Genomic DNA, 25,828 nt, shown 5'->3' with positions numbered 1-25,828 from the left:
GATGGCCGACGCGATCGTATGCCCGGTTAAAGTAGCCGGTGTACACGCCGTTGAGATGCCGCAGCGCCAGGGACAAGTTGGCTTCTTCCGTCTCCAGCAGCAGGTGGTAGTGGTTGTCCATGAGGACATAGGCGTGCAGCCGCAGTCGATAGCGCGCCACGGCCTGCGCCAGCACGGCGAGGAACTGCTCCCGGTCCGCGTCGGTCCGAAAGATGGCCTTGCGTTCGTTCCCCCGGGCCGTGACGTGATAGAGCGCCCCCGGATATTGCACCCGCAGCGGTCGCGCCATCCCACACCCTCCACTGAGGGCGGCAGCGTACCAGAACGCCGTCACAAAAGTCAATTCAATAGACCTGACCCCTTCTCTTGCCTTCTCTGTGTTCCGTGACCCCTTCTCTGTGTTCCGGACGCCCTCGCGTGGACCCAGGCCTTGCGAGGATATGACGCCGTGCCCTTGGCCTCGGCGATCTTCTGGCAAGACACCCTCGGCGAGCCGGTCACGGTCGTCACGTTCGACGGGGGGCAACGCTCACTCTTATAGCCTATTTCGGGATGAGATGCCAGAGACTTTTTCAGCAGCCCCTCTGTCCCTTTTTCCCTTTCACACCCTCCACACAGGGCGGCAGCGTAGCAGAACGCCGCCGTAAAGATCAATTCAATAGACCTGACCCCCTCTCCTGTTTCTCGGCGAGCCGGTCACGGTCGTCACGTTCGACGGGGGGGCAACGCTCACTCTTATAGCCTATTTCGGGATGAGATGCCACAGACTTTTCAACAGCCCCTCTGTCCCTTTTTCCCTTTCACACCCTCCACACAGGGCGGCAGCGTAGCAGAACGCCGCCGTAAAGATCAATTCAATAGACCTGACCCCCTCTCCTGTTTCTTCTCGTTCCCCCGGGCCGTGACGTGATACAGGGCGCCCGGATATTGCACCCGCAGCGGTCGCGCCATCCCACACCCTCCACTGAGGGCGGCAGCGTAACAGAACGCCGTCACAAAAGTCAATTCAATAGACCTGACCCCTGCTCTTTGAACACGGCCTCACGCGCGAGCCAGGCTGGCGCCGCCCGCCGCCCGATATAGGCCCAATAGCTGCTCCAGGGATAGCGTGCGAGGGCCAGCGGCTGTCTGATGCGGACCGGGTTCAGATGGATATACCGCGACAGTTCCAGCAAATAGCTCGTCTTGTCGACGACAATGGCCTTGAACCGGCCCTGGAAGAGATGGCCGACGCGATCGTATGCCCGGTTAAAGTAGCCGGTGTACACGCCGTTGAGATGCCGCAGCGCCAGGGACAAGTTGGCTTCTTCCGTCTCCAGCAGCAGGTGGTAGTGGTTGTCCATGAGGACGTAGGCGTGCAGCCGCAGTCGATAGCGCGCCACGGCCTGCGCCAGCACGGCGAGGAACTGCTCCCGGTCCGCGTCGGTGCGGAAGATGGCCTTGCGTTCGTTCCCCCGGGCCGTGACGTGATAGAGCGCCCCCGGATATTGCACCCGCAGCGGTCGCGCCATCCCACACCCTCCACTGAGGGCGGCAGCGTAACAGAACGCCGCCGTAAAAATCAATTCAATAGACCTGACCCCCTCTCCTCCTTTGTTAGACGCATCGTCTCGACCCTCACGCGGGTATTCAGCGAGATCGATCGCCATCCCGACCTCATCCGGCCATCCCTCGCCCCATTTTGTTGACCAGTATGTCCTGTTATTTATGCGCGGCTGTATAGCAGCCCCTCGGCCAGACCGAGTAGGACATGAGCCTCTTCGACTTTGGAACCGAAACTATTTGCCCATGACAGCGCTTCTTTGCCTTCGCCAGCCCTTACTCGCGCAGCGGCAATAGCTCGTAACGGGGCTAGCCGAAATAGTGTATTCTGGTTCGAAACGGCCTCCAGGGTCCGCCGGGCGCTCTCGATGTCACCTGTCTTCGCTTGAGCTGCAGCGATCCTCCCTATGAGTTCGTCTCGACGGGTCGGATCCCGTTCCCCTAGGGTAGCCGCCCACCGGAGCGCGCATCTCAAGTCTCCAGATCGAAGCTGAGCTTCTATGATGTACGGCAGCGTTGGTGTTTGGTACATCTCATCCTCAATTGCAACCGCCACCTGAACAGCCGCGTTCAATTTCCCCACCCGTGCTAGGGCTATAGAAATGTCACGCAGCAGGCCGGGAGAGAACTCTTCGTCTTCGATCTGACCCAGTACCAACAGGATTCGTCTACGTATTTGCTCAGCCATATCTTGGTTTGCGACATCCCCATACACTTCTGACAGCTCGCTCAGGATGTGGACTTCTCTGGCTTTCTTGCTCTCGTAGGTGCTGTCAGCAGCGTCGCGAGTTTCAAGTGCCGTTTCGAGCACTTCCTCAAACGTCTTCTGATCACCAAGCATCGCCAAGGCTTTTGCGGATTCGGTCAACAGTACATACCGAAGCCGCCCTTCGTCGATTCTTCGCACAATCTCAAGCGCTCGCTGAATGCTTTTCCTGGCTGAGACCAAGTTTTTCTGCTGAGCCTGACTCTTCGCGACGGCGAACAACGCCTGTGCCTGGTAGAACGCGGCACGATCGGGCGGCATTGTCCCGATAGAATGAAACAACCTGTCCACTGTAGACTGAGCCGCCTGGCTATCACCCATGTAGACTTGAGCAACGGCTACCTCTTGGAGGCTTCCCACTTTTTCGATCACGTCTTGTAATTCCCCAACTTGCTCCACTGCCTTCTCTAAAGTAGCCGCCGCACCCGTTGAATCACCTAGTTCAGATCGTAGCCGCGCTATCTCGATCAGAGAAACGACCTTGCGGGGAACTCTTAGCGGCGAATCCTGGTCCAGGCTCAAGTCGACATACCACCCCAGGTCGTCTGCAGCGAGGATAACCGCGATCGCCTGTTCGAAAGCTGCGTCTCCGGCAGCCTTCTCTCCCGCCCTCAGGTGGAGAGAGCCAACTCTACTCATGATATCGCTCTTCCCCCAGTATTCGACCGGCATGTTCTCCGCAATGTGCTGCACCCGTTTCAAGAGCTTGGGCACATCCAACTCATTCTGGTCAGCCTTGGAATAACCCAGCGTGAAGAGGCCAGCTAAAACGCCCCCCCATACGAAGGAAGACATCGGCATCGAGTCTCGACAAACCATCATTGTGCGGGTAACACACCCATCTTGGGATCAGGATTATACCCGCCGATCCGACTAATCGCACCCCCGTGGTTGACATCGATATAGCCGCCTCGTTCACCATAGATACCCGGGGGAGGAACTGGGAACAGGTGACTGCTCATCTCCGCTGTATGCTGGCCAGGCCCCAATCGAGTCGTAAAGAGGCTCCCATAGTTCGGGCTTGGAAACGTGGCTGAGAATTCGAGCGGTCCGCGGTAGCTACCTATCAGTGTGAGTCGATACAGTCCAAGGTCTCCAGCAAACGCTATGAGCCCCATGAGCGTGCACCCGGTTCCGGTTACGCAAGAACCTCCAAAATCTGTGTTTGCGACTCGATTCCGCTCATATAGCGCGTTAGACATCGCCTCGATTCGCGCCGCTCGCTCCGCCTCAAACGGGTCTGAGGGCCATTGGACGGGGTCGCCTGGGCTGAGGACGAATGTGGTATTCGTCGTCTTCGGGATACTCCAGAACCCGCCCGGATCCAGGGCCACTAGCATCGCGTACAGCCCAGGGTCGTAGTAGCTTTGGAACGCCTCGTACCCCGACACCTGGACCGTGGAGCTGCCGGACCCGGCTACACCGCCAGACCCGCCCGTCACGTCGGTTCCAATGATCACCACCTGATGCTGGGTGATGCTCAGCCCGGGCGTGTTGACCGGGCCCATTGGGCCGGGGTTCACTCCCGGAGGGAACGCGTAGGCCCAGGATGGCGGATTGGTGAGCGAGGGATCCGGGAGACCCAGCCCGGCCGATCCGCCGCCCGTGGAGCCGGAACTGGATCCGCCGCCACCCGTGGACCCGGAACTTGATCCTGTTCCACCTCCTGACGGCTGGCTCCCGCCGGTGGACGTGGAACCGGAGCCGGACCCGCCTCCGGACGACGTGCTTGGAGGAACGTATGTTCCGTTACAATACATTTCCCCATTAACACTACGGCAGATCGTTTGATATCCGGAAGGATCAGTCGCATTGATCGGGTTGTTCCCCACGTACATATAGTGATCGTAGGTCAGGGGATCAGGTCGGAGAAACCGCCCCAGCACCGGATCGTAGTAGCGCGCGTTGTAGAAGTACAGCCCCGTGCTGTCGTCCAAGCGCTGGCCGGTGAATTTGTGGTTGACGTCGACCGAACCGGTGTTGGTCCGGACCTGGCCGTAGGGGTGGTAGCCCAGGCGCTCGACCACGGCGCCGGTTTGGTCCGTCACCACGCTTGATGAGCCCAAGTGGTCGGTGTGGTAGTAGTAGATGGTCCCCGTCGTGCCGTTGGGCTTGAGGGCGAGGCGTTGGCTGCCCGCGAAGATGTACTTGCTGCAGCTCGTGGTGCATTCGTAGAGTTGGCCGATATACGTGGTGGTCACGCCGCCGACAGTCTTTTTTACCCGCCCGCCGTCCCCGTCATAGACAAATGTGGTGGTGACGCCGCTTACCGTGATCGTGGTGGGCCGGTTCTCGTGGTCATACACGAGGGTCTTACTCGGACCGCTCGTCATGTTGCCGTTCGCGTCGTAACCGTAGACCATGGCGCCGGCCTGTGTCACCGCATGGGGGCGCACGCTGCTCGGGCCGCTCGCGGGGTAGGTGTAGTTGGGGCTTCCCGCGGAGCACGTGCTGATCTGCGGGTTGCAGATGATGTTGCCGATCTCGTTGTAGGCATACGTCAGCGTGGCCTGCGCGCCCCCTGTTCCGTAGGGCCCGGTGGCCGTGGCCAGGCGATTGAGGGCGTCGTACGTGAAGCTCTGCGTCCCGATGACCGAGCCAGGCGCCGTGTCCGTCATGTTGGTGACATTGCCTCCTGGGTCGTAGCCATACGTCAAGTTCTGCGCCGCGCCGGTGACCAGCGTGCATAAGAGGAAGGTGTTCGTGGTACAGCCGGGGGTGGTGTTCCCGGTATTCGCGTAGGTGTACGCAGTCGCGACTCCGTTGCCGTAGGTCACAGACCCCGGCTGACCCAATGCGCTGTAACCAAAGAACTGGGCGTAGTTCGTCGCACCCTCGTACACGCGCTTGAGCAGCGGGCCGTTGTATTCGTAGCTCACGGTCGAGTTGTCCGGATAGGTCAAGGTCGCCACTCGGCCCAACGCGTCGTACGTGGTTTTGGTGGTGTAGGTGGTTGCGCCCACGATCTTGTCCGCCCGCAGGGTTCGGCCCAGGCTGTCGTAGCCAAACCGCGCCGTACCGGAGCTGTCCACCACTTGCGAGAGGCGCCCCACTTGGTAGTAGGTGGGCGGTGAGGTGAAGCCGCTGGGCACGGTGTCGTAGGTGTATCGGACATCCCCGGAGCCCAGGGACTTCGGCGTGTTGTAGTCTTTCTGCCGCAGGCGGTTGATGTTGTCGTACTGGAACCAGATGGTTTGGTTCTTGGCATCCCGCTGGCTTTCCAGGTTCCCGTTGTTGTCGTACTTGTAGGTCCAGCAAGGGCTCGCGTACCACGGATAACTCGCCGCGGGCGCCAGGGTGGTGAGGTCCCCGCAACTGCCCATGTCCGGGTCGGCCATGCCGATCTTGCGGCCCAGCGAATCGTAGCGCATGGTCGTTCGGTTGTTCTTGGCGTCAGTGACCTTGACCAGGTTGCCGACCACATCATACTCGTACGTCGTGGTGGCGTACGGCGTGCCCAGGCTCGTGTCGCAGGTGCTGAACGTGCCCGCGTATTCGTTGACCTCGATCACGCGCCCGCTCGCATCCAGCGCCTCGCGCCGGTGGTGGTTATTGGCATCGATGCTCACGGCCACCCAGTCGCTATAGCAAGCCAGCGTGCGCGTGCCATCGGGAAAGTCCCGCCGGACTACGCGGCCCAGCGCATCGTAACTCGTCGTGGTCCAGCGGCCGCTCGCTGATTCGATCGTCTCAAAATACGGCAGCGATGTCTGGCGCACCGCGCCGCGGCTGTCGTACTGGATGTCGGTGACGATGATGTTGCTGTCCGGCCCGCTGCTCCGCTGCCGAATGGTCCGCCCCAAGGCGTCAAAATAGGTCCACGTGGACAAACCCGCGGACGTGTCCGTGCGAACGTGCTGCACATACATCCCGTCGCCGAAACCGACGTACGCGGTGCTGGCCCAGGACCCGTCCGGCTGCGTCACCTTGGTCACGCGTCCCAGCGCGTCGTATTCTGTTTTGACCTGGACATTGTTAGGGTCGGTCACGGTCTTGACTTGGCCGTATGAACCTGAGCCTGTGAAGGCCGTTGGAGCACCGCCGCAGCCCGCATTCCAGCTCACGCCGTAGTAGTCGGTCTTGGTCTGTTGACTCAGGGGGTTCGTGACACGCTGCACAAACGTGGCGCTGGCGTCATAACACTGGCTCGTGACGGACCCCTTGGCATCGGTGGTTGTCGTCAGGTTGCCGTAGCTGTCGTACACCATGGTGGTGGCCAGATACGTACTCCCCGGATTCAACCACCGCTCCAGCTTGGTGAGGTTGCCCTTGACCGGGTTGGCCGTGAGCGCGCGGTTGTCGTAGTAGAAGCGGGTCTCAGCCATCTTGGTCCCGCCGGTCCCAAGGCCCTTGTACACGGTCTCGGTCGCAGGCAGACCCATGATCCAGGGGTCGGCCGGGAGGTCATCCGGATAAAAAGTACGCGCAACGGTCAGATCATCACTGGTCGTACCGATGTCTCCGGAGTGACGCTCTTCCGTCAGGTTGCCATAGGCATCGTAGCTCACGTAGTCGGTCTGCGACCGCTTCCCACACGGCGAGCCGCTGCAGAGCGCGGTCGCAGTCAACACCTGTGCCGGCGGATTGAAGTACGGCGCCGAGCTGTCCGCCACATAGCTCGTGGTGGTCTCCGAGTGCACGGTCCCAGATGCGTCCGAGACTCGCACCCGGTAAGGCCTGCCGCTCATGTAGCCATCCGCCACGTTCGGGTTGTTGACATCAACCGCGACATCGTTGCCCTGATGAAACCAGGTCTCGGTGATCGTTTGCTCGTTGCTTGGCCCGAGCGGCCCCATCGCCTTCACGTAGTTGAACCCGCGGAAGTCGCGGTCGCCCAAGTGGTGGAACCCGCCGGCGTAGGTGTAGGTGGTGACCGACGTGTTGCCGTTGCCGTCGCTGGTGCTGATCGCGCTGACGATCTGGACCGGGAAGGGAAGGTGGGTATTGGCGTACCGCGTGGATGGAGCGTAGGTGATGGTGGACTGGGGGGACGGGGGGTAATAGGGGATGCTGGTACTCCCCCGAAAGTCGAGAGCGATACCTTGCAAGAGGTCCGGCGCAAGGCTACTCGGTCGCGCAATGTTCCAGGCCCCGCCGCCTGCGTAGTCAGCCTTGTCTGTCTTCCCGTCGCCGTCAAAGTCCCCCGTCGCGATGCCGGTCACGTCGCCGCTTCCCCAGCGCGACGCGCAGAGGAAGTCGCTCCCCGTGGAGTGGCACACGTTCCAGTACCCGCTCGCATAGGTGGCCATATCCGTCTTGCCGTCGCCGTTATAGTCCCCCCACACGGTGTTTGACGGCGATGCGCCGTCGACCGCCACCCACCCCGAACAGGCAAAGCTGCTGCCCGTGGAGAGGCACACGTTCCACCACCCACCATAGCCCAGGTCCTTGGCCGTATCCGTTTTGCCGTCCCCGTTGAAATCCCCCCACGCGTCGCCCCCTCCCCCGGCCGGATCCCACTGCGAATTTTGAACGCAGGTAAAGCCACTCCCGGTGGAGAGGCACACGATGAAGTCACCGGCCGAGCGTTGCTCCACCAGATCCGTCTTGCCGTCGCCGTTGAGGTCCCTCACCTCGTTCTGAGACGAGGAGTAATGGGAAACCGCACGCCAGTAGTCGCACGCGAAGCCACTCCCCGTGGACAGACAGACGGTCCACGACGCGCTGCCGCCGTACCGGGCCATGTCCGTCTTCCCGTCCCCGTTGAAGTCCCCCACCACAATGGGGTTGTACCAGCCCGGGGAACCGGTTCCCGCCCATACCGAGCAGGCAAACGCGCCCCCCGTGGAAAGACAGACGTTCCAGTTGGATCCAGACACGGGTGCGGCCATGTCGGTCTTGCCATCGCCGTTAAAGTCGCCCAACTGCCGGTAGTCGCCTTGTAAGCCGTCGATCCCCGCCCACACTGAGCACGCAAACCCGCTCCCGGTGGACACGCACACGTTCCAGTTCACGCCGCTGGTGTAGGCGGCCATGTCCGTCCTTCCGTCGCCGTTATAGTCCCCTAGTGCTGTGTCCTGCACCTCGCTGCTCGGTCCGGCCCACACCGCGTTCTCTGTAAATCCCCACGCGACCTCGGGTTGGTAAAGGTACCATTGCGGCAAACCAGTGCCGCCCGTGACCGTTCCGCTCGCGTCCAGCGTGGCATCCTTGCCGTACGGCTGCACGCCCGTCAGGACCGATCGCCGCGTGCTATCGCCCACGTCGTACAGCAGCTTGTAGGCCCGCACCCGACTCCCGCCGCCCCACACGTCGATGGTCTTCAGGCGCCACGCCGTGACCACGGCGAAGTTGGTGTCGTACATGGTTGGCGCGTCGAGGCGCGTCGTGTCGTAGTAGAATTTGACAAAGTTTGTGGTTGCCAAGCCGCTGGTGTGGCCCGTGTAGTCAATGCGATCCGGGTAGAGTTGGCCCTGATCCTTGACGTAGGTATAGGTCATGTAGTTGCCGTTGGTGTCTTCCACCCGGTCGAGCGCCCACTTGAACACGCCCGGCGTCCCGTCCTGCCGCGAGGCAGCGGTGTATCCGAATCGGTACTTGGTCCCAGCCTTGTCCGTGGATTCCCAGTAACCGCCAGAGAATTCAAACTTGATAAACGCGCCTTCGACCTTGGCGCCGTAACACCCGTTGCACCAGTCGTCTCGCTCCACCAGCTCGGACGAGGCTTCGCCGAGCATGAACACAAAGCAGTTCGCTCCCGCGTTGCAGGTGTAGTCCACCCCGTGCCGCGTGCTGCGCATGACATAGCCGATGGGCAGGTCCCAGCCCACGCCCAGCATGCCGTTGCCGCCGGAGGAGTTATAGGCGAGCGCTAGATTGGGGGCCAGGCCGTGGCGGCCGGGGGACACCGCGATGGGGATGGCGTAGCTGAAGGCGCCGGAGTTCCCGGCGACCGAGCCTTTGCCTTCAATGGGAATGACGCCCTCAGCGCGGGCTAGATCCGGTGGGCTGAAGAAGATTGCAAGAAGCGAGAGAAGGAAGGAAGGAAGGAAGGAAGGAAGGAAGACGACCGACCGCCACCACCGACTTCCCAATGATGCGCCATACGGGCCTCCTTGGAAGAGCTCTGATGTGGTGTTGCGTCTGTGGCCCCTTGCTGGGTCGCAGGGGCTTACCTTCAGGATCGAGGCGCTCGGGCCTGCGCCGACAACACGTCGTGACTGACGAAGACGAGGTTGCCCGAGGGCCAGATACGTATCACGGCCGCGCTCGGGATGTCAAGCGTGTCGTTCCGCCAGGGAGAGGTGCCGTGTGGCGTAGTCCTACAAATCCACTTCCCGCAGAAACTTCGCCGCTTCCTCCGGCGGGGTCGGATTGATGTAAAAGCCCGACCCCCGCTCAAAGCCCGCCAGCTCGGTCAGCTTGGGCATGATCTCGAAGTGCCAGTGGTGGTAGTCGTCCGTCTTGTCGCGCAGCGGGGAGGTATGCAGGATGAAGTTGTAGGGGGGCGTGTCCAGGGCGCGATCCAACCTCCGAAACACGTCGGAAAAGATGCGGGCCAGCGATTCCACGTGCGACTTCTGCGATTCCTCGAAGTTCGACGCGTGCGTCTTGGGGAGCACCCACACCTCGAACGGAAAGCGCGGGGCAAACGGCGCCAGACACACGAAATCGCCGTTCTCGCAGACGATCCGGCTGCCGTCGGTCGTCTCCTGCTTGATAATGTCGCAATAGATACAGCGTTCTTTCTCCGCAAAGTGCTCTTTGGCCCCGTGTAACTCCTCCAGGACGTGGCTGGGGATGATCGGCAACGCGATGAGTTGGGAATGCGTGTGTTCGAGCGACGCCCCGGCTTCCGCGCCGTGGTTCTTGAAGATCAGGATGTACCGGAATCGGGAGTCTTTGCGCAAATCCAAAATCCGATCGCGAAACGCCCAAAAAATGTCTTCCAGCGATTTCTCGGACATCGTGGAGAACAAGGCTTTGTGGTCCGTGGTCTCGATGATGACCTCGTGGGCCCCGATCCCGTTCATCTTGTCGAACATCCCCACCCCTTCGCGATTGAGCTTGCCCTCGATTTGGAGCGCCGGGAATTTGTTGGGCACCACTCGCAGGGTCCACCCCGGCGCGTTGGGACGGCCGGGCTCGGCACGGTACGCCAAGACCTCGGATGGCGTGAGGTGCTCGTTCCCCGGGCAGAACGGGCAGAGCGAGCCCCGCCCTGGAACCTCGCGACTGATCTTAAAGTCGGAGGGCCGTTTCCATCGCTCGGTCGAGATGATCACCCACCGTTCGACAATCGGGTCCTTTCTCAATTCAGGCATCGATAGGGGTCCTTTCCGGTTACGCGCTCCACATCATGGCTTCAAAATCCCGTCCTGGGACCATGAACGCACACGGTCGATCCGTGGGGTACCGTCCCAGTTCGACGTGACCTTCCAGCACCTCCACGAAAAACTCCACGCGCTCCCCCTCCTTGAGCCCCAACTCCGCGAACGGCACCGCGAGCTCCACAACACGCTCGACCGCCGCGCGCGCACTGGTCGGCACGACGACGGCGTCGGGTCCTTCCCCCCGCGTCAAAGTACACGTCCCGTCCCCACGACAGAGCGGGAACGTGAGACTCGCGACGCGCGGCTGGAATACGTGGCATCGCCCCACGAACGTGCCCGGCGACGAACACATCAGCCCTGGAGAGACGTCGAGGCGCAGGTAGAGATGGTCCAGGTCAAATCCGTAATAGAGCGCGGACGCGTACGCCACCGGACAGTACATCTGCCCCGCGTCGCTGCGGACCAGGTATTGGCTGGCCGACCACCACTCGTAAAACGACGTCGCGCGTCCGTCGATGGTGGGATGAATAAAGCGCACCGGCTCCCGGATCGCGCCGTCTCCGCGCTCGATCTTGATCGCCTGGCGCAGCAGCGTCGGCACCGGCTGCTTGAGGGCTTCGTAGACTCGCGCAAGGTGGAGCCGAAAGATGCGGTCGAATTCGGATGACAACATGCTCGTGAAGTCGTCGCCGTACCACCAGAACCAGTCGCTTCCTTCAGCCGCATACAACGCATCCCAGGCGTCCTGAAGGTCCTGCGGGGTCAGCCCCGCGTCGGCAGCGCGGCCGACCAAGAACTGGCGGGCGCGGCGCAAGAGCGTCCAGGCCTGGTTATCCTCGGGATGACCGATCCAAATCCGAAAGTTCTGGTTGATCCACGACCCGGAGTGCAACCGCGGCAGCTCAGGAATGGCCGGCGCCTCCCTGATCGCGTCGCCCACGCTCGCGGCGCGCCCCCCTCGCCCGGCCGCAAGACGGGAGTACACGGCGGAGAGAAATCCTTGTCCACCGTCGGGATAGGCCTCCCAGGGGTTTTCGCCGTCGAGAATCACGGCGACCAGGGGTTGCCGCCCGGGATCGCGCGAGCCGATGGCCGCGATGCGGCCGATGAAATCTTCGGCAGCCGCCTCCGGTGGGTTATGGGCGTAGGTGAACCCGATGAGATCCGAGAGCGCGCGGTCTCGAAACACCACGTCGAGCGACGCGCCCTCCACCGTCACGCGGTACGGGGTATAGGGGGAACCCGCGCGCTCACCGGATCGAAACGAGCGCGCGAGCACGCCGTCGTCGCTCGCCATCCACCGGACGCCGTGCCGCGCCGCGATGGGCACGACTTCCGGCGACACCGAACCCTCGGGCGGCCAGAGGCCGGTCGGGCGACGGCCGAACAGCTGCGCGTGATGGTCGACCGCGCGCGCGAGTTGCGCGTCCGCGTCTTCCGGCGCAACAAAGCGGTCGGGGAGCTTCACGTCGGGCGTGGCCCGTTGGCCCGAGTCGGTGTCGATGACCAACGGCAGAATGGGATGATAAAAGGGGCTGGTGGTCAGCTCGGCGATCCCCGCGTCGGCAAGCCCGCGGTAGCGAGGGAGCACGTCGCGGAGCACGGCACGTTGGAGGTCCACCACGACGACCTTGTCCTGCTCCGTAAACCGCTCCCCTTTGGCTCGCAACTCATTGATCGCGGGATAGCGGTTTCGTGCGGCATAGCCGAACCAGGCGAGGTTGAACCACACCTGCAGATCCAACAGGTCCTGGGTGGAAAATCGGCGCGCGACCCCGGGCCATTCCTGCGGCGCGACCGTGACCCCGCGTTTGAGCAACAGACTCCAGTACCGCGGCGCCGGCCGAATCATCGCCTCCCAGTGCGCCATGAAAAAATGTTGCAACACAAAGATCCGGTCCTCGGGCTCGAGGTCCGCCGCCGGAATCTTGGTGATGTCGAGGAAGCGGTCTGGAACGCGCTCCTCGACCAAATCGGTCAGTTGAGCCGTGAGCGACGGGACCAGATTGAATGTCTGGTGGACCTCGCCGAACCGCTCGGCGAGCACGGCCATGTCGTAATACGCCCTGATCCCATGGAGTCGTACCCACGGCAACCGCGCGAGGTTGGCGCTCCGATCGACGTACGAAGGTTGGTGCATGTGCCAGAGAAAGGCGACGATCGGCGGGCCGGCCATGAGCAGTGATGCTCCTTGGGAGCGTCACGAGAATAACAAGGCATGGGAGGGAATGCAAGAACCCGCCGCGCGCCATGGTTGGCGCGCCATGTCGATGAGCCTCAGGCCACCGCACAGGTGGTGCAGCAACGCGCAGCGCGCCACAGGCGCGCAGAGGAATTGACGCCAACGGCGACCCTACGCGTGGCGCAGCAACACCGCGTGGATTTCAGCCGCCAAATTCACTATAATTTCCGCGCAATCGGTACCAACCGGAGGGAGAAGCAATGGATCAGGGTACGTGGAAAGTCAAAGTCGGCTTCGCGGAAATGCTCAAGGGCGGCGTGATTATGGACGTCACGACACCTGAGCAGGCGCGGATCGCGGAAGAAGCCGGCGCCGTCGCCGTCATGGCGCTCGAGCGCGTGCCCGCCGACATCCGCGCTCAAGGCGGCGTCGCCCGCATGGCCGACCCCAAAATCGTCAAAGCCATCATGGCCGTGGTCACGATCCCGGTGATGGCCAAGTGCCGCATCGGCCACCACGCCGAAGCCATGATCCTCCAGCAGCTGGGCGTGGATTTCATCGACGAGAGCGAAGTTCTCACCCCTGCCGACGAACACTACCACGTCGACAAACACGCCTTTACCGTCCCGGTGGTGTGCGGAGCCCGCGATCTGGGCGAAGCGCTGCGACGCATCGGAGAAGGCGCCGCCCTCATCCGAACCAAAGGCGAAGCCGGATCCGGGAACGTCGTCGAAGCGGTCCGGCACCTCCGGGCCATCACCGCGCAGATGCGCCGCTTGACCGTGGCCCCGCCCGAGACCCTGATGGCGGAAGCCAAGGCCCTGGGAGCGCCCTACGAACTCGTCGCCGAGGTGGCCCGAACCGGCAAACTGCCGGTCCCCAACTTCGCGGCCGGCGGGGTCGCCACGCCGGCCGACGCCGCGCTGTTGCGCCTGTTGGGCGCCGAGGCCGTGTTCGTCGGGTCCGGGATCTTCAAGTCATCGGACCCCAAAGCGCGCGCACGCGCCATCGTGGAGGCGACCACCTCCTACGATCAACCCGACGTGTTGGCGCGCGTGTCCGAAGACCTTCCCGGAGCCATGGAGGGTCTCGACATTCGGAAGCTGGACGAAACCGAACTGCTCCAGCGTCGCGGATGGTAACGCCGCCAACCCCTCGCATCGGGGTGCTGGCGCTGCAGGGGGACGTCGAACCCCACCGCGACGCGCTGGCCCGATTGGGAGCGGAGTCGGTTGCGGTGAAGGGACCGGCCGACCTGGACCGGATCGACGGGCTGATTCTCCCGGGGGGCGAAAGCACCACGATTGGGTTGCTGCTCCGTCAACGTGGGTTGGACGCCGCGATTCGACAACACGTCGCGCAACGCGGCCTCGCCTTGTTCGGGACCTGCGCCGGACTCATTCTGCTCGCGCGGGGAATCAAAGAAACGCCCGATCAACCGCGCCTCGCCCTCCTCGACATCGTCGTACAGCGCAACGCCTACGGACGTCAGCGGGAAAGCTGCGAGGCGTTGGTGGAGGTGCCGTCGCTCGGACCGGAACCCGTCCGCGCCCTCTTTATTCGGGCTCCGCTGGTGGTGGAGACCGGCCCACGCGTGAGCGTGCTGGCTCGCTGGCACGATCAAATCGTTCTGGTCCAAGAGGGCCCTATCCTCGCGAGTGCCTTTCACTCCGAGTTGACGGACGACGACCGCGTTCACCGCTATTTCCTGACCCGCCTCGTCCGCCTTCCAGCCTGATCGCCGCCGGGCGGTCGCGACCCCTGAGTTCCCAGATTCGGATATCCACGTTCGGACTCTTGAGGCCGGCGCCTACGCCTGATTGCTCCTGCGCGGCGCCCGACCATACGAGTTGACACGCTCCTCGGGCCTGTGGTAGAAGAGGCCTTCTTCAAAAACTGGCTGCCCGCATTCCCCTCACTATGCTCGCTCGACGCCGAACAAAACCCACCGACCGGCACGATTCCAAGCCGCTGCGGATGCTGGTGGTCAATGCCAGCCCCCAACTCCGGCTGGCCTTCCCGGAGGACGAAGGCGGCATCACGGTGACCCAAAAACGCCTGGCTCAGGTGCCTCCGCCGGAGGGGGACGGCTACAGCCTGATCGTCGCGGAGACGCCGAGCGAGTGGGAGCACGATGGCGGTCGCCTCCGGCGGCTGATCGAAACCAAATCCAAGAGCTACGTGATCCTCGCGCCCGCCCCCCTTCTGCATCAGACCGCGGCGGAGATTCGGGCGGTGGGGCAGGCTTTGCGCGCCGGTCCCTTGCGACGTCGCGGGAGCGAGCGCCTTCCTCCGGCCGATCGAGCGGAAGACGCGCCGGACGGCAGTTTCCTCCACGGGGTGTTGCAGCGCAAACTGCTGCAGTTCGTCAAAGCGTACAGCGAGAGCGGAGGGCGCAGCCTTTACAGTGTCGTGATGCGGGAGTTCGAGCGCCCGTTGCTCGAATTGGCGTTGGCCCAAACCCGCGGGAATCAGCGTCGGACCGCCGAGTTATTGGGGATGAACCGCAACACCTTGCGAAAGAGGATGCAGGAGTGCCGACTCCTGCCCAAGCCCCCGACCGCGCGTCGCCGTTCCCGTTGACCCCCCCAGCCTCGCGCTACGGCACGCGCGGGGCCGACTCCAGACGAACAAGCCCCGCCTGCGCATCCGGATTGTCGGGCACGTCCTCGAGCACGCGCCGGAACTCCGCCGCGGACCGGACCACATCTCCCACCCCTTCGAACGCGTAGGCGCGAACCAGCGCGACGCGCCAGCGCCACGCCGGGTCGTCCCCCGCCAGACGGACCACGCGATCGCAGTAAACCAGCGCGGCCCGGAACTGTCCCTGCTGGATTTTGGCTTCGGCGAGGGCGAAGTTGGCGTGCGGGCTCGACGGCGCCAAGGCGAGGGCTTTCTGGAAGGTGGCGATCGCGGTTTCGGTCTGCCCGCCGGCGAGTTGCTGGCGGCCGTCTACCACAAGATGGTAAGCGGCCACCTCCTGGGGCGGCGCGTCGGTCTGAGGTTGGGGGGGCGTGGTCTCCTGGCTGGTGTGCATCGCCACGCAGCTCCAGAGACCGCCGGCAACCATCAGGGCGACGGCACACGACCAGGTGCGCGGCACCGTCACCCCAACGCCCGTCGCAGCCAGCGCAGCAGGCCCGGGCCACCGGGCTCGCGATCAGAGCACGTGGCCGTGGGTTCCGTGCCCTGAAGAAACGCTTCGGTAATGGCGTCGGGACACTGCCGCGTGCTCAACAGACCCGTGGCTGGATTGATCTTCCGCAACACGACGCCGGGCGGCGGGATGAAGTCCCGCACCGGCTCCGTGGCGGTCACGCGACGCATGACCTCGGTCCAGATCGGCAACGCCGCTTCGGCTCCGGTCAGATTGAGGGGACGATTGTGGTCAAAGCCCACCCACACGAGTGCCAGCGTCTCCGGTGTGTACCCGATGAACCACGCATCGCGGAAGTCGCTGGTCGTCCCGGTTTTTCCGGCCACCGGTCTGGTAAAGCCCAGCGCGCGGACACTGCGACCAGTGCCGCGCTCGATCACCCCTTGGAGCAGCGACGTGACGAGAAAGGCTTCTTCGGGTGCAATGACCTGCTCGACCGCGATGTCTTTCCGGGTGAGCACCCGACCGTCACGGTCCACGACCGACTTGATGACAAGCGGCTCGGTACGGGTGCCGAAATTCGCGAGCACCGCAAAGGCGCCGGCCAGCTCAAGCGGGACGACTTCGGAGGTCCCCAGCACCAGCGACGGCACCGCGGGAATTGCGGTGGACAGGCCCAGCAGGCGGGCGGTCTCCACGATCCGCTCAACCCCGATATCCTGAGCCACCCGGACCGCGGCGGCGTTGAATGAATACTCCAGCGCGGTTCGGAGCGTCACCGCACCGTGGTAGCGTTTGTCGAAGTTCTGGGGCGTCCATGGTCCCGAGGGAGTCTCCACGGTAACGGGCTCGTCCTGCAACACGCTGACCGGGGTGTACTGCGGCGCACCGTCCGGCCCATTCTTTCGCAACGCCGCCAGATAGGCAACGGGCTTGAACAACGAGCCTGGTTGGCGACGGGCCTGGGTCATCCGGTTGAACTGCGAATCGGCGTAGTCCCGTCCCCCGATGAGGGCGCGAACGTACCCGGTTTGCGGCTGCATGACGATCACCCCGCCCTGCAGGGGCTCCGGCGCCTTTTTCATCCGCCGTTCGAGCGACGTGAGCCCGCTGCGCAGGACTTCCTCGGCCGCCCGCTGAGCCTCCACGTCGAGGCTGGTGAAAATTCGCAAGCCTTCGGAGGTGAGGATGTCCCGCGAGTAGTGTCGCTCGAGCTCGTCCCGCACCAGGTCCGCGAAGTACGGCGCGCGCACGGCGGCGCGCGCTTTCGGACGCGACGGAACGGACTCCATCATGGCCACCTCGGCTTCGTCCGGGTCGATCAATTGGAGCGCCGCCATGCGGCGCAACACGCGGTCCCGCGCGGTCTGGGCGCGCAATGGGTTCGATTGCGGGTTGTTCGCCCGCGGCGAACGGATCATGCCGGCCAGTAAGGCGGATTCCGACAACGTCAGCCGTTCGACCTCTTTGCCGAAATACAAGACCGACGCCTCTCCCACGCCGTAGACCCCCATGTCGCCGCGTTGACCCAGGTAGATCTCGTTCAAATAGGCCTCGAGGATCTCGGATTTCTCGTAGCGGGCCTCCAGCATGACCGCCATGATCGCCTCCAAGATCTTGCGGTAGAGGGTCCGCTCGTGCGAGAGGTAGAAATTCTTGACGAGTTGCTGGGTGATCGTACTTCCGCCCTGCACCCATTCACCTTGCTTCAAATCGGTCCACAGCGCTCGCGCCACCGCACGCACATCGATCCCCCAGTGCTGATAGAACCTCCCGTCTTCCACCGCCAGGATCGCGTCGACCAGCGAGCGAGGGACGTCGGTCAATCGCACCAGCCGGCGTCCCTCCCAGCTGTCGTCGAACAGGCCCGCGATGACTTCCGGCTCAAGATCCACGCTGGTCATCACCGCGCCGTCAACCGTTCGGATCAGGCGAGTCACCCGGTGCGCCTGAAGGTCGGCGGCGAATGGAAACCCTTCAACGTGGTGGTCAGGATACGCAAAATCTTGGAGATAGACTTCGAGCCGCCCATCGGTCCATCGAAACTCGCCGGGTCTGGAGGGAGCAGCGGACACCGGGCCGTATCCCAATCGAAGCAGGCGATCGCGGAGATGGGACGCCACCAGATCCATGCCGGGGTAGATCGTCACGGGTTCCGCGTAGACGGTGGAGGGAAGCCGCCAGCGCGGACCTTCGAAGCGCGATGTGACCGTGACGTAGAGGGAGGCGAGATACCCGAGGCCTCCAGCCACCACGATGGCGATGAACCAAGGGAACCGTCGTTGACGACGCGACCGACGCGTACGCCTCATCCGTTTCATCCAGCGATCGTCTCCCCATTGACTGCCTGCTTCAGGCATTGCCGAGATCCCTGCACGCTCTCCTCGCCGCGGGTGCTCGGCAAACACCCCCTGCTGGATTCCACAACGGCTCCGGGGGCGTTGCCTTGACACCTGCGTGACGCGGGTGGGATCATACCACGACCTTTGTCGATGAATGAACCGCTCTCATGCAAAACTTGCAAAACTTGTCCCACTCCGTCCCACAACCAGCAAAGACCGGGTTTGCAGCAGAGACCGGGGTTGGCCTGTATTTCCACATCCCCTTTTGCGTCAGTAAATGCGCGTACTGCGCCTTCAGTTCGATCGCAGGCGGTGGAAGCCTAATCGCACCCTATGTGGAGGCCCTCCATCACGAGCTGAATCGGTCTGCAAATCTGGGCGCAGGCCGGACGGTTCAGTCGGTGTACTTCGGTGGCGGCACCCCATCCCTGCTTTCTCCGGCCGCGCTCAGCGGGCTGCTCGCACACTGTAGACAGGCGTTCTGCCTGGCCTCGGACGTCGAGATCACTCTCGAGGCCAACCCAGAAACCGTCACCCATGACCGGATTCGGGGGTATTTAGAGGCCGGGGTGAACCGGATTAGCATGGGAGTCCAGTCGCTGAATGCCGAAGAACTCGCTGAACTGGGTCGGCCACACACCGTGGAGCGGGCGATCGCCGCGTACCACGCGGTACGCCAAGCCGGCTGCTGCAATGTCAACCTCGATCTGCTCTACGGGTTACCCGGGCAAACCGTGGAACGGTGGCGTGAGACGCTCAGGCGCGTGCTGGACTTGGGTCCAGACCACCTCTCCGCCTACGCCCTGACCCCGGAACGCGGAACCGAGATCGGCGCGGCCGTGACCAACGGGCTCTTGATGTTGCCCGCCGACGAGGTGATCGATCAGCAGGAAGCCGTTCTGTATCAAGCCGTCGCACGCGCGGGACTGCTTCGATACGAAGTGTCGAACTACGCCAGACCTGGCGCGACCTGCCGACATAACGTGCTCTATTGGCGCTGCGACGATTGGCTCGGTTTCGGCGCCAGCGCACACTCCCACCTGGCCGGACAACGGTGGTGGAATCGCTTCGACGCCCTGGATTACATCGCGGGGGTCCGGCAACACGCAAGCATCGCCGGGATGGAAACCCTGCCGCTCAGTCAGCGGATCAATGAAGCGCTCGGCTTTGGCCTGCGGATGCTCGACGGAGTGTCGCGTGTCCGGCTGACCAGGCGCTTTGGCGCGGACCCATGGATCCTCAAAGCCCAGGGGCTCGCGCAACTGGTGGACTGGGGGCTGCTGAAGGCCGATTCCCAAACCATTCGGCTCACGCCAGAGGGCCTGGCGCTGGCCGACTCCGTCGCCGTGTCGTTGTTTTAGAACTGGCTGTCTCGCGCTGGAAAGTGAACGCCCTTCGGAGGTCTTCCGAAGGGCGTTGGGATTCCACTCTGGAGGGTCGGACTGGTTAGGCTTTCACGGCGGTCTTTACGACGTTGGCAGCCTGAGGCCCTTTGGCCCCTTTGACAACGTCGAACTCCACCTCCTGCCCCTCATCCAGGGTCTTGAACCCGTCCCCCTGAATTGCCGAGAAGTGGACGAAGACGTCACTACCGTCCTCCTGGGAGATGAACCCGTACCCCTTGCTGGCGTTGAACCACTTCACCTTTCCTCTTGCCACTGCGCGACCCTCCTTTCAGAACAGACCTTACGCTGACCCATCCCCAAGCGGGGACAACGTACTGTCACCGGCAGTTTCGCTTATAACAGATGCTCAAAATAGTGTCAAGCAATTTTACCTTTTAGGGAATTTTCAGCCGAGGCCGGATGTTATAGCTAATTTTTAGTCGCGCATTTTGTGAAAAGAGTTTCCACAAATTCCCCCATTCGGCTCGGTTTTGGGCAGTGACGTCTGTTTCTCTTTTGAGGACCGCCTCTTTTGAGGCCTTACAGCCGGGGTAGGGTAATGCCCTGTTGCGCCTGATACTTGCCTTTCCGGTCAGCGTATGACGTCTCGCACACCTCGTCGCTCTCGAAAAAGAGCACCTGCGCAATGCCCTCGAACGCATAGATCTTGGCTGGAAGCGGGGTGGTGTTCGAGACCTCGAGCGTGACATACCCCTCCCACTCGGGTTCGAAGGGGGTCACATTGGTGATGATGCCGCACCGAGCGTAGGTGGACTTCCCGACACACACGGTAATGACGTTGCGAGGAATCCGAAAATACTCGATGCTTCGGCCGAGGGCGAACGAATTGGGAGGAATAATGCACATGTCCCCTTTAAAATCGACGAACGACTTGACGTCGAAGTCCTTGGGGTCGACCGTGGTGTGGTTGATGTTGGTGAAGATCTTAAAATCGTCCGATATCCGGAGATCGTACCCATACGACGACAGCCCATAGGAAATGGTCCCTGCTCGAACCTGTTTTTCCTCAAAGGGAGAAATCATCCCGTATTCTTTGGCCATTTTTCTGATCCAGCGATCGTTTTTAATCATCGTTGCCCCCTCGCGATAAACCGAATCTGGATGGTTCGCACGTCCTCCAATTGTTGGAGCTGGGTCACGGAATTCTCTGGATCGAAATCACTTGGTGCCTATGCTCGGCCCCGCCACCCTGCGCACAGGCGTCGAGTTCCTCCGACCTGTTGGGCGCCGGCTGGACCTGGGGATACCGGTAGACTTGGTCTTCGTAGTTCTTCAGGATGACTTCCCGCGAATTGATGTCGAGGACGAATTCGGGGGGCGTCACCGTAACCTTGCCCCCACCACCCGGCGCATCAATAACGTAGCGGGGGACGGCCATTCCCGACGTATGGCCATGAAGCGCACGGAGAATAGCCAGCCCGGTCTCCACCGGGGTGCGAAACTGATTCGTGCCGGTCACCAGGTCGGCTTGATACAGGTAATAGGGCTTCACCCGAATCCGCAGAAGGTGCTGAACCAATCGCTTCATGGTTTCGGGGTCGTCATTGACCCCCCTAAGGAGCACGGTCTGGCTGCCCAGCGGAATGCCCGCGTCGGCCAACTTCCCGCACGCGTCCGCCACCTCGGGAGTAATTTCGTCCGGGTGATTGAAGTGCAGATTCATGTAGAGCGGGTGGTACCGCTTCAGCATGGCGCACAATTCAGACGTGATCCGGGACGGTAAGGTACCCGGCACGCGCGATCCCAGGCGGATGATTTCCAGGTGAGGAATCGCGCGCAGGGTCGAAAGCAGCCGTTCCAGCAGGGTATCCACCAGCAGCAGCGGATCACCTCCGGAGAAGATGATGTCGCGGATCTCAGGATGTCCCTGAATGTACCGTGCCACGACCTCGATCGCTTCTGGCGTGATCGTCCCGCCCGGCGAGCCCACGAACCGCTTGCGCGTACAGAAGCGGCAGTAGACCGGACACTGATTGGTGACGAACAGCAGGACGCGATCGGGATACCGATGGACGAGATGAGGGACGACCATGTCCCCCTCTTCGTTCAGCGGGTCGTCCTTCATCTCCAAATTCAGATCGAGTTCGTCGGTACTGGGCACCACCTGCAGCCAGATCGGATCGTCCTTGTAACGGATGGTCTTCAGGACATGCGGGGTGATCCGCATCGGATAGCGGGCCACCACGGCGCGCAACTGCTCCGCGTCGTGAGGTGTCAGTCCGAGCCGCCCGACGAGATCCTCCACGGCCTCCAGGCTTTCGCGGAGATCGTATTTCCACTGGTCGGTCACGTATGGATTCCTCCTCGTAAGGAACAGCGCACCGATCGACACGGCCGTCTACCCGCTGGCGGGACTCGCGGCGGCCTGGGGAAGACGCACGGCGCACGGCGCCAGCACTGCATCCCTCATCCCATGGATGAGTTTCTTCTCCAACGAACAGGTAGTGGCTAACACCCCGCCCAACATCACGTCGTCTCCCGACACGAAATAGTAGGGCGAGAGCCGCGTGCGACCGGCCATCGCGCGCGTATCCCCGGTTGACGCCTCCAGATAGACCACCTGGTCTCGACGCGCCGTGTGAAACTCTTGGAGCAGGTGGGGGGTGGTGGGAAACGCGGTCAACGCCGCCTCCAAGGCGCGTCGCCACGCTGGCGCCGGCAGGTCGTGGCCGACGACGACGCCGCGGCTGCCCCAGGCCCTTTCGGAGAATCCCGAGGGCTTGACGACCAGGCGACGGGCGCGCTGTGTGGCCTCGGCCAACTCGAGCCAGTCGCGAATCGGCCGTCCTCCCAGGTCAAACCCTGCGACCAGCGCATGGGGCGGCACCGGTGAAGGATCCAGGATCCAGGTTCGCGGGAATAGCTCACGGAGCTGGTCCGCGGTGTGGATCCCGAGATCATCGCGCCACCACCGGGACAGCGCGGGGTGATGAAACAGGGCCATCGCGGATTTCTCTTCGAGGAACGCTTTCACGGGGGGGGTCACCCGAACCGTTTCCTTCTTTGCGGCGTACAGGATGAGTTCCGATTTTGGAATATTCTTCAGATCGAAGAGTTCGAAGAAGCGATACAAGACATCGATCCGCATGGGCCCTTCAGGCTGCGTCAGGCTCAACCCCCTCTCGTCAAAGACGATCTCCGACGGCCCGACCGCTACGGCGTGTCTCACCCGACCGGCGACGACTTTTGCGACGTACTGCATCTCGGGCCGGTAATCCGCCGACTCGTCCGAAACAACGATCGCCGCACGCGCGCCGGTCCCGAGGACCCTGGAAAACCCCTCCGCAATCCCGTCGCCCCCCCCCACCAACGGAGCGTCCCCGTACAAGTGTTGGAAAGCCGCGGTCAACCCAAACCCCCCCGGCACGGCATCGAGTTCTGCTGCGACCCAACCGGAGTCCGTGATGAACAGGTCCGGCCGGATGATGCTGGGTAATTGATCGCGCACCCGTCTCATCCGACCGTAGTCCACGATGCTCTGGGGCTTTCCCTGGTCCAGGTATCCGGCCACCCACGCGAGGGCTGGGTGCTTCAGACTCTGGTAGTACAACCGGTTGAGGGAGCGATAAAAGGACGCCAGGGTGGGGCCGAGACGCTGCAGGAAATCCGCTTCGGACGGCGTTAACCAGAACGGCGACGCACTGACCCGCCATGACGGCAAGCCATCGCCGTCAACCCGGGTGTACAGCCCCTCGCGCTGTAATGCCCGCTGGTAATCGAGTCCCGGCGCTTTGCTGCGTGGCGGCGGGAGGGTCGCGAGGGTGGCGCTATTGGAGCGATCCGACACAATCAGCGGCGACGTGCCGCTCGCCGGAGTGCAGACTGGCGTGCAAACAGGGGGCCATGCGGTGGATGTTGGCTCATGTCGTCCGACCTGGGCGATATCTTACCACGGGCCTCATCGCCGTCGTCAAGCAATCGCGGGCTTCTGACACGCCTACGCGGCCGGCTCTTCTTCGTAGGTGCACCCCTCGGCGATGCACCGCTTCTTGGGCTCGCCTCCCCTGACAGCTTTTTCCACGACGAAGGGAGCGCCGCACTGAGGGCACGCTTTGGGCAAGGGGCGCTCCCAAAGCGCGTAGTCGCACTTGGGATAATTGGCGCACGAATAGAACACTCGGCCCTTTTTGGTTCGTTTCTCCACCAGCTGGCCGCCGCACCCTGGTCTGGGACAGGTGACCCCGGTGCCCAACGACCGCGTGGTCTTACACTCCGGGTAATTGGAACACGCGAGAAATCTCCCGAACCGACCGGTCTTAATCACCATGGCTCCGCCGCACTTGTCGCACACCTCGGTCGTTTCAGTCTGCTTCGGCACCACCACGATGGTGCCGTCGGCCTCTTCTCGAAACTCTTTGGTGTTCTTGCACTCCGGGTATCCGGGGCACGCGAGAAACCGTCCGTTGCGCCCCCATTTAATGACCATTTGCTTGCCGCACCGCTCGCAGACGATATCGGTGGGTCGTTCTTCCCGCTTCACATCCCGCATCTCGCTGGTGGCTCTGGACAAGTGGGTGGTGAACGGCCCGTAGAACTCCCGCACGGTATCGACCCAAGCCTTCTCGCCTTCCTCGATCTGGTCCAACTCCTCTTCCAGCGTCGCGGTAAATTGGACGTTCAGGACGTCTGGGAAGTGTTGGACCAACAAGTCGTTGACCACCACCCCGAGTTCGGTCGGACGGAGTCGCCCTTCGACCTTGGCGACGTACTTGCGGTCTTGAATCGTGGAAATGATGGATGCGTACGTGCTCGGCCGTCCGATCCCGCGCTCCTCCAGCTCCTTGATGAGCAAGGACTCCGTAAACCGGGGGGGCGGTTGGGTAAAATGCTGTCGAGGTACGATGTCTTGTACGCACAAGACCTGGCCTTCGCTCAACGCAGGGAGGCGCCGGTCTTCTCCCTCGTCTTCCTCGCCTTTTGACGGCGTCGCGTCGGCTTCGCGCTCCACGGTCTCGGTATACACCATGGTAAAACCTGGAAACAACATGACCGCGCCGGTCGCGCGAAAGATGCCCTCGCCAGCCGTCACGTCCACGCGGGTCTGTTCGAGCACCGCCGGGGTCATTTGGCTCGCGACAAACCGTTTCCATATCATCGCGTAGAGTTGATACAGATCCCGATCGAGCACGTTCCGGAGCTGCTCGGGGTCGCGCGCCACCGCCGTGGGCCTGACGGCTTCGTGAGCGTCCTGCGCGCCTTTCTTGTTCCGGTAGACGTTCGGCGAACTGGGCGCGTACTCGGTCCCGAATCGGGCGCGCACAAAATCGGCCGCCTCGGCCTGGGCTTCGGGCGAAATTCGAGTCGAATCGGTGCGCATATAGGTGATCAGCCCCACCGGCCCCTCGTCGCCAAGTTCCACCCCTTCGTACAAGCGCTGCGCCAACGCCATGGTCCGCTTCGGCGAGAATCGCAGCTTCCGAGAGGCTTCCTGCTGGAGTTTGCTGGTGGTGAACGGCGCGGGAGGGTTTTTTTTCCGCTCTTTCTTCTCGATCTGGGCCACCTGAAACGTGACCCCGAGCAGCGCGTTCTTCACCGCCGAAGCGGCATCCCCGTTGGAGAGCGCGACGTCCTCGCCCCGCCACTTGATCAGTTTGGCCTCGAACGCCGGGGGCTGATCCCCTTCGAGGAGTGCGGCGATCGACCAATACTCCTCGCTCCGAAACGCCGCGATCTCGCGCTCGCGCTCGCAAATGATTCGAACCGCGACCGACTGGACGCGACCCGCCGAGAGTCCGCGTCTGACCTTGTCCCACAACAGTGGGCTGATCTTGTACCCGACGATGCGGTCCAGAATGCGACGCGCCTGCTGTGCGTCCACCTTCTCTTGTTTCAATTCGGTCGGGTTCTCCAACGCGCGCTTCACGGCCCGTTCGGTGATCTCGTTGAACAGAACGCGCTTGATCTTCCCATTCGACTTTTTGGATTTTTTCCCGGCGCCGTTCAACTCCTCGGCAATGTGCCACGCAATGGCCTCACCCTCGCGATCGGGATCAGGCCCCAAGTAGACGACGTCTGCCGTCTTGGCCGCGGCCTTGATGTCGTCGAGCACCTTTTTCTTCCCTCGGATGACCTGGTACTGCGGCCGGAAGTTGTGGTCGACGTCCACGCCGAACTTGCTCTTGGGCAAGTCTTTGACATGCCCGATGGAGGCCATCACCTTGTACTTCCTGCCCAAGTACTTGGTGAGGGTTCTCGCCTTGGACGGCGATTCCACGATGAC

16 protein-coding genes and 1 pseudogene are annotated in these 25,828 nt (G+C 62.6%); 4 read left to right on the top strand and 13 right to left on the bottom strand.

All coding sequences use genetic code 11. From position 1 onward, the window contains the following. The 6 genes from AB1451_04305 to AB1451_04280 all read right to left on the bottom strand — a co-directional run. Nucleotides 1-289: transposase (locus tag AB1451_04305; protein MEW6682134.1), on the bottom strand; the 289-nt coding region annotated here is incomplete at its 3' end. A gap of 712 nt (nt 290-1,001) precedes the next feature. Continuing rightward, a complete protein-coding gene (locus AB1451_04300; protein ID MEW6682133.1) occupies nt 1,002-1,511 on the bottom strand; it encodes a transposase in 510 nt (169 codons plus the stop codon). 194 nt (nt 1,512-1,705) lie between these two features. Then, nucleotides 1,706-3,109 (bottom strand): hypothetical protein, encoded by a 1,404-nt coding sequence (locus tag AB1451_04295; GenBank protein ID MEW6682132.1) that lies wholly within the window; start codon nt 3,107-3,109, stop codon nt 1,706-1,708. Nucleotides 3,110-3,126: 17 nt separating this feature from the next. Continuing rightward, nucleotides 3,127-9,342: an FG-GAP-like repeat-containing protein gene (locus tag AB1451_04290; protein ID MEW6682131.1), complete on the bottom strand. Its 6,216-nt coding sequence runs from the start codon at nt 9,340-9,342 to the stop codon at nt 3,127-3,129. A 228-nt stretch (nt 9,343-9,570) separates the two neighbouring features. After that, a complete protein-coding gene (galT, locus tag AB1451_04285; protein MEW6682130.1) occupies nt 9,571-10,572 on the bottom strand; it encodes a galactose-1-phosphate uridylyltransferase in 1,002 nt (333 codons plus the stop codon). 19 nt (nt 10,573-10,591) lie between these two features. Continuing rightward, a complete protein-coding gene (locus AB1451_04280) occupies nt 10,592-12,757 on the bottom strand; it encodes a glycoside hydrolase family 57 protein (protein MEW6682129.1) in 2,166 nt (721 codons plus the stop codon). A 266-nt stretch (nt 12,758-13,023) separates the two neighbouring features. On the opposite strand from AB1451_04280, the gene pdxS reads away from it, so the two are divergent. The 3 genes and pseudogenes from pdxS (at nt 13,024) to AB1451_04265 (ending at nt 15,346) form a co-directional block, all read left to right on the top strand. Beyond that, nucleotides 13,024-13,905 (top strand): pyridoxal 5'-phosphate synthase lyase subunit PdxS, encoded by an 882-nt coding sequence (gene pdxS / locus AB1451_04275; GenBank protein ID MEW6682128.1) that lies wholly within the window; start codon nt 13,024-13,026, stop codon nt 13,903-13,905. Further along, on the top strand, nt 13,899-14,501 hold the full coding sequence (gene pdxT, locus AB1451_04270) for a pyridoxal 5'-phosphate synthase glutaminase subunit PdxT (protein MEW6682127.1): 603 nt from the start codon (nt 13,899-13,901) through the stop codon (nt 14,499-14,501). Before pdxS ends, pdxT begins: the two co-directional genes overlap by 7 nt. A gap of 662 nt (nt 14,502-15,163) precedes the next feature. Further along, nucleotides 15,164-15,346: pseudogene (locus AB1451_04265) on the top strand (helix-turn-helix domain-containing protein). Nucleotides 15,347-15,362: 16 nt separating this feature from the next. Here AB1451_04265 and AB1451_04260 read toward each other — a convergent pair. Together AB1451_04260 and AB1451_04255 are read right to left on the bottom strand one after the other, a co-directional pair. Next, nucleotides 15,363-15,872: a tetratricopeptide repeat protein gene (locus AB1451_04260; protein ID MEW6682126.1), complete on the bottom strand. Its 510-nt coding sequence runs from the start codon at nt 15,870-15,872 to the stop codon at nt 15,363-15,365. Next, nucleotides 15,869-18,181: a PBP1A family penicillin-binding protein gene (locus AB1451_04255; protein MEW6682125.1), complete on the bottom strand. Its 2,313-nt coding sequence runs from the start codon at nt 18,179-18,181 to the stop codon at nt 15,869-15,871. Before AB1451_04255 ends, AB1451_04260 begins: the two co-directional genes overlap by 4 nt. A gap of 188 nt (nt 18,182-18,369) precedes the next feature. Here AB1451_04255 and hemW point away from each other — a divergent pair, with 188 nt between their 5' ends. After that, a complete protein-coding gene (hemW, locus tag AB1451_04250) occupies nt 18,370-19,563 on the top strand; it encodes a radical SAM family heme chaperone HemW (GenBank protein ID MEW6682124.1) in 1,194 nt (397 codons plus the stop codon). A gap of 85 nt (nt 19,564-19,648) precedes the next feature. Here the strand turns inward: hemW and AB1451_04245 are convergent, their stop codons facing one another. The 5 genes from AB1451_04245 to topA all read right to left on the bottom strand — a co-directional run bounded on the left by AB1451_04245 (nt 19,649) and on the right by topA (nt 25,822). Beyond that, nucleotides 19,649-19,861, bottom strand: a complete 213-nt coding sequence (locus AB1451_04245) for a cold-shock protein (protein MEW6682123.1) — start codon at nt 19,859-19,861, stop codon at nt 19,649-19,651. A 266-nt stretch (nt 19,862-20,127) separates the two neighbouring features. Further along, nucleotides 20,128-20,679 (bottom strand): dCTP deaminase, encoded by a 552-nt coding sequence (dcd, locus tag AB1451_04240; protein MEW6682122.1) that lies wholly within the window; start codon nt 20,677-20,679, stop codon nt 20,128-20,130. A 64-nt stretch (nt 20,680-20,743) separates the two neighbouring features. Further along, nucleotides 20,744-21,898 carry a KamA family radical SAM protein gene (locus AB1451_04235; protein MEW6682121.1) on the bottom strand — a complete coding sequence of 385 codons (1,155 nt, stop codon included), beginning with the start codon at nt 21,896-21,898 and terminating at the stop codon, nt 20,744-20,746. A gap of 48 nt (nt 21,899-21,946) precedes the next feature. Next, nucleotides 21,947-23,395 (bottom strand): hypothetical protein, encoded by a 1,449-nt coding sequence (locus AB1451_04230; GenBank protein ID MEW6682120.1) that lies wholly within the window; start codon nt 23,393-23,395, stop codon nt 21,947-21,949. Nucleotides 23,396-23,545: 150 nt separating this feature from the next. Then, complete coding sequence (gene topA / locus AB1451_04225; GenBank protein MEW6682119.1) at nt 23,546-25,822, bottom strand: type I DNA topoisomerase; 2,277 nt, start codon at nt 25,820-25,822, stop codon at nt 23,546-23,548. Between the last annotated feature and the right edge of the window lie 6 nt (nt 25,823-25,828).

It is taken from the genome of Nitrospirota bacterium (assembly GCA_040757335.1).
In the GTDB taxonomy this organism is placed as follows: domain Bacteria; phylum Nitrospirota; class Nitrospiria; order 2-01-FULL-66-17; family 2-01-FULL-66-17; genus JBFLXB01.
The sequence above is the reverse complement of the archived record's forward strand: the minus strand, read 5'-3'. Positions and strand labels throughout refer to the sequence as shown.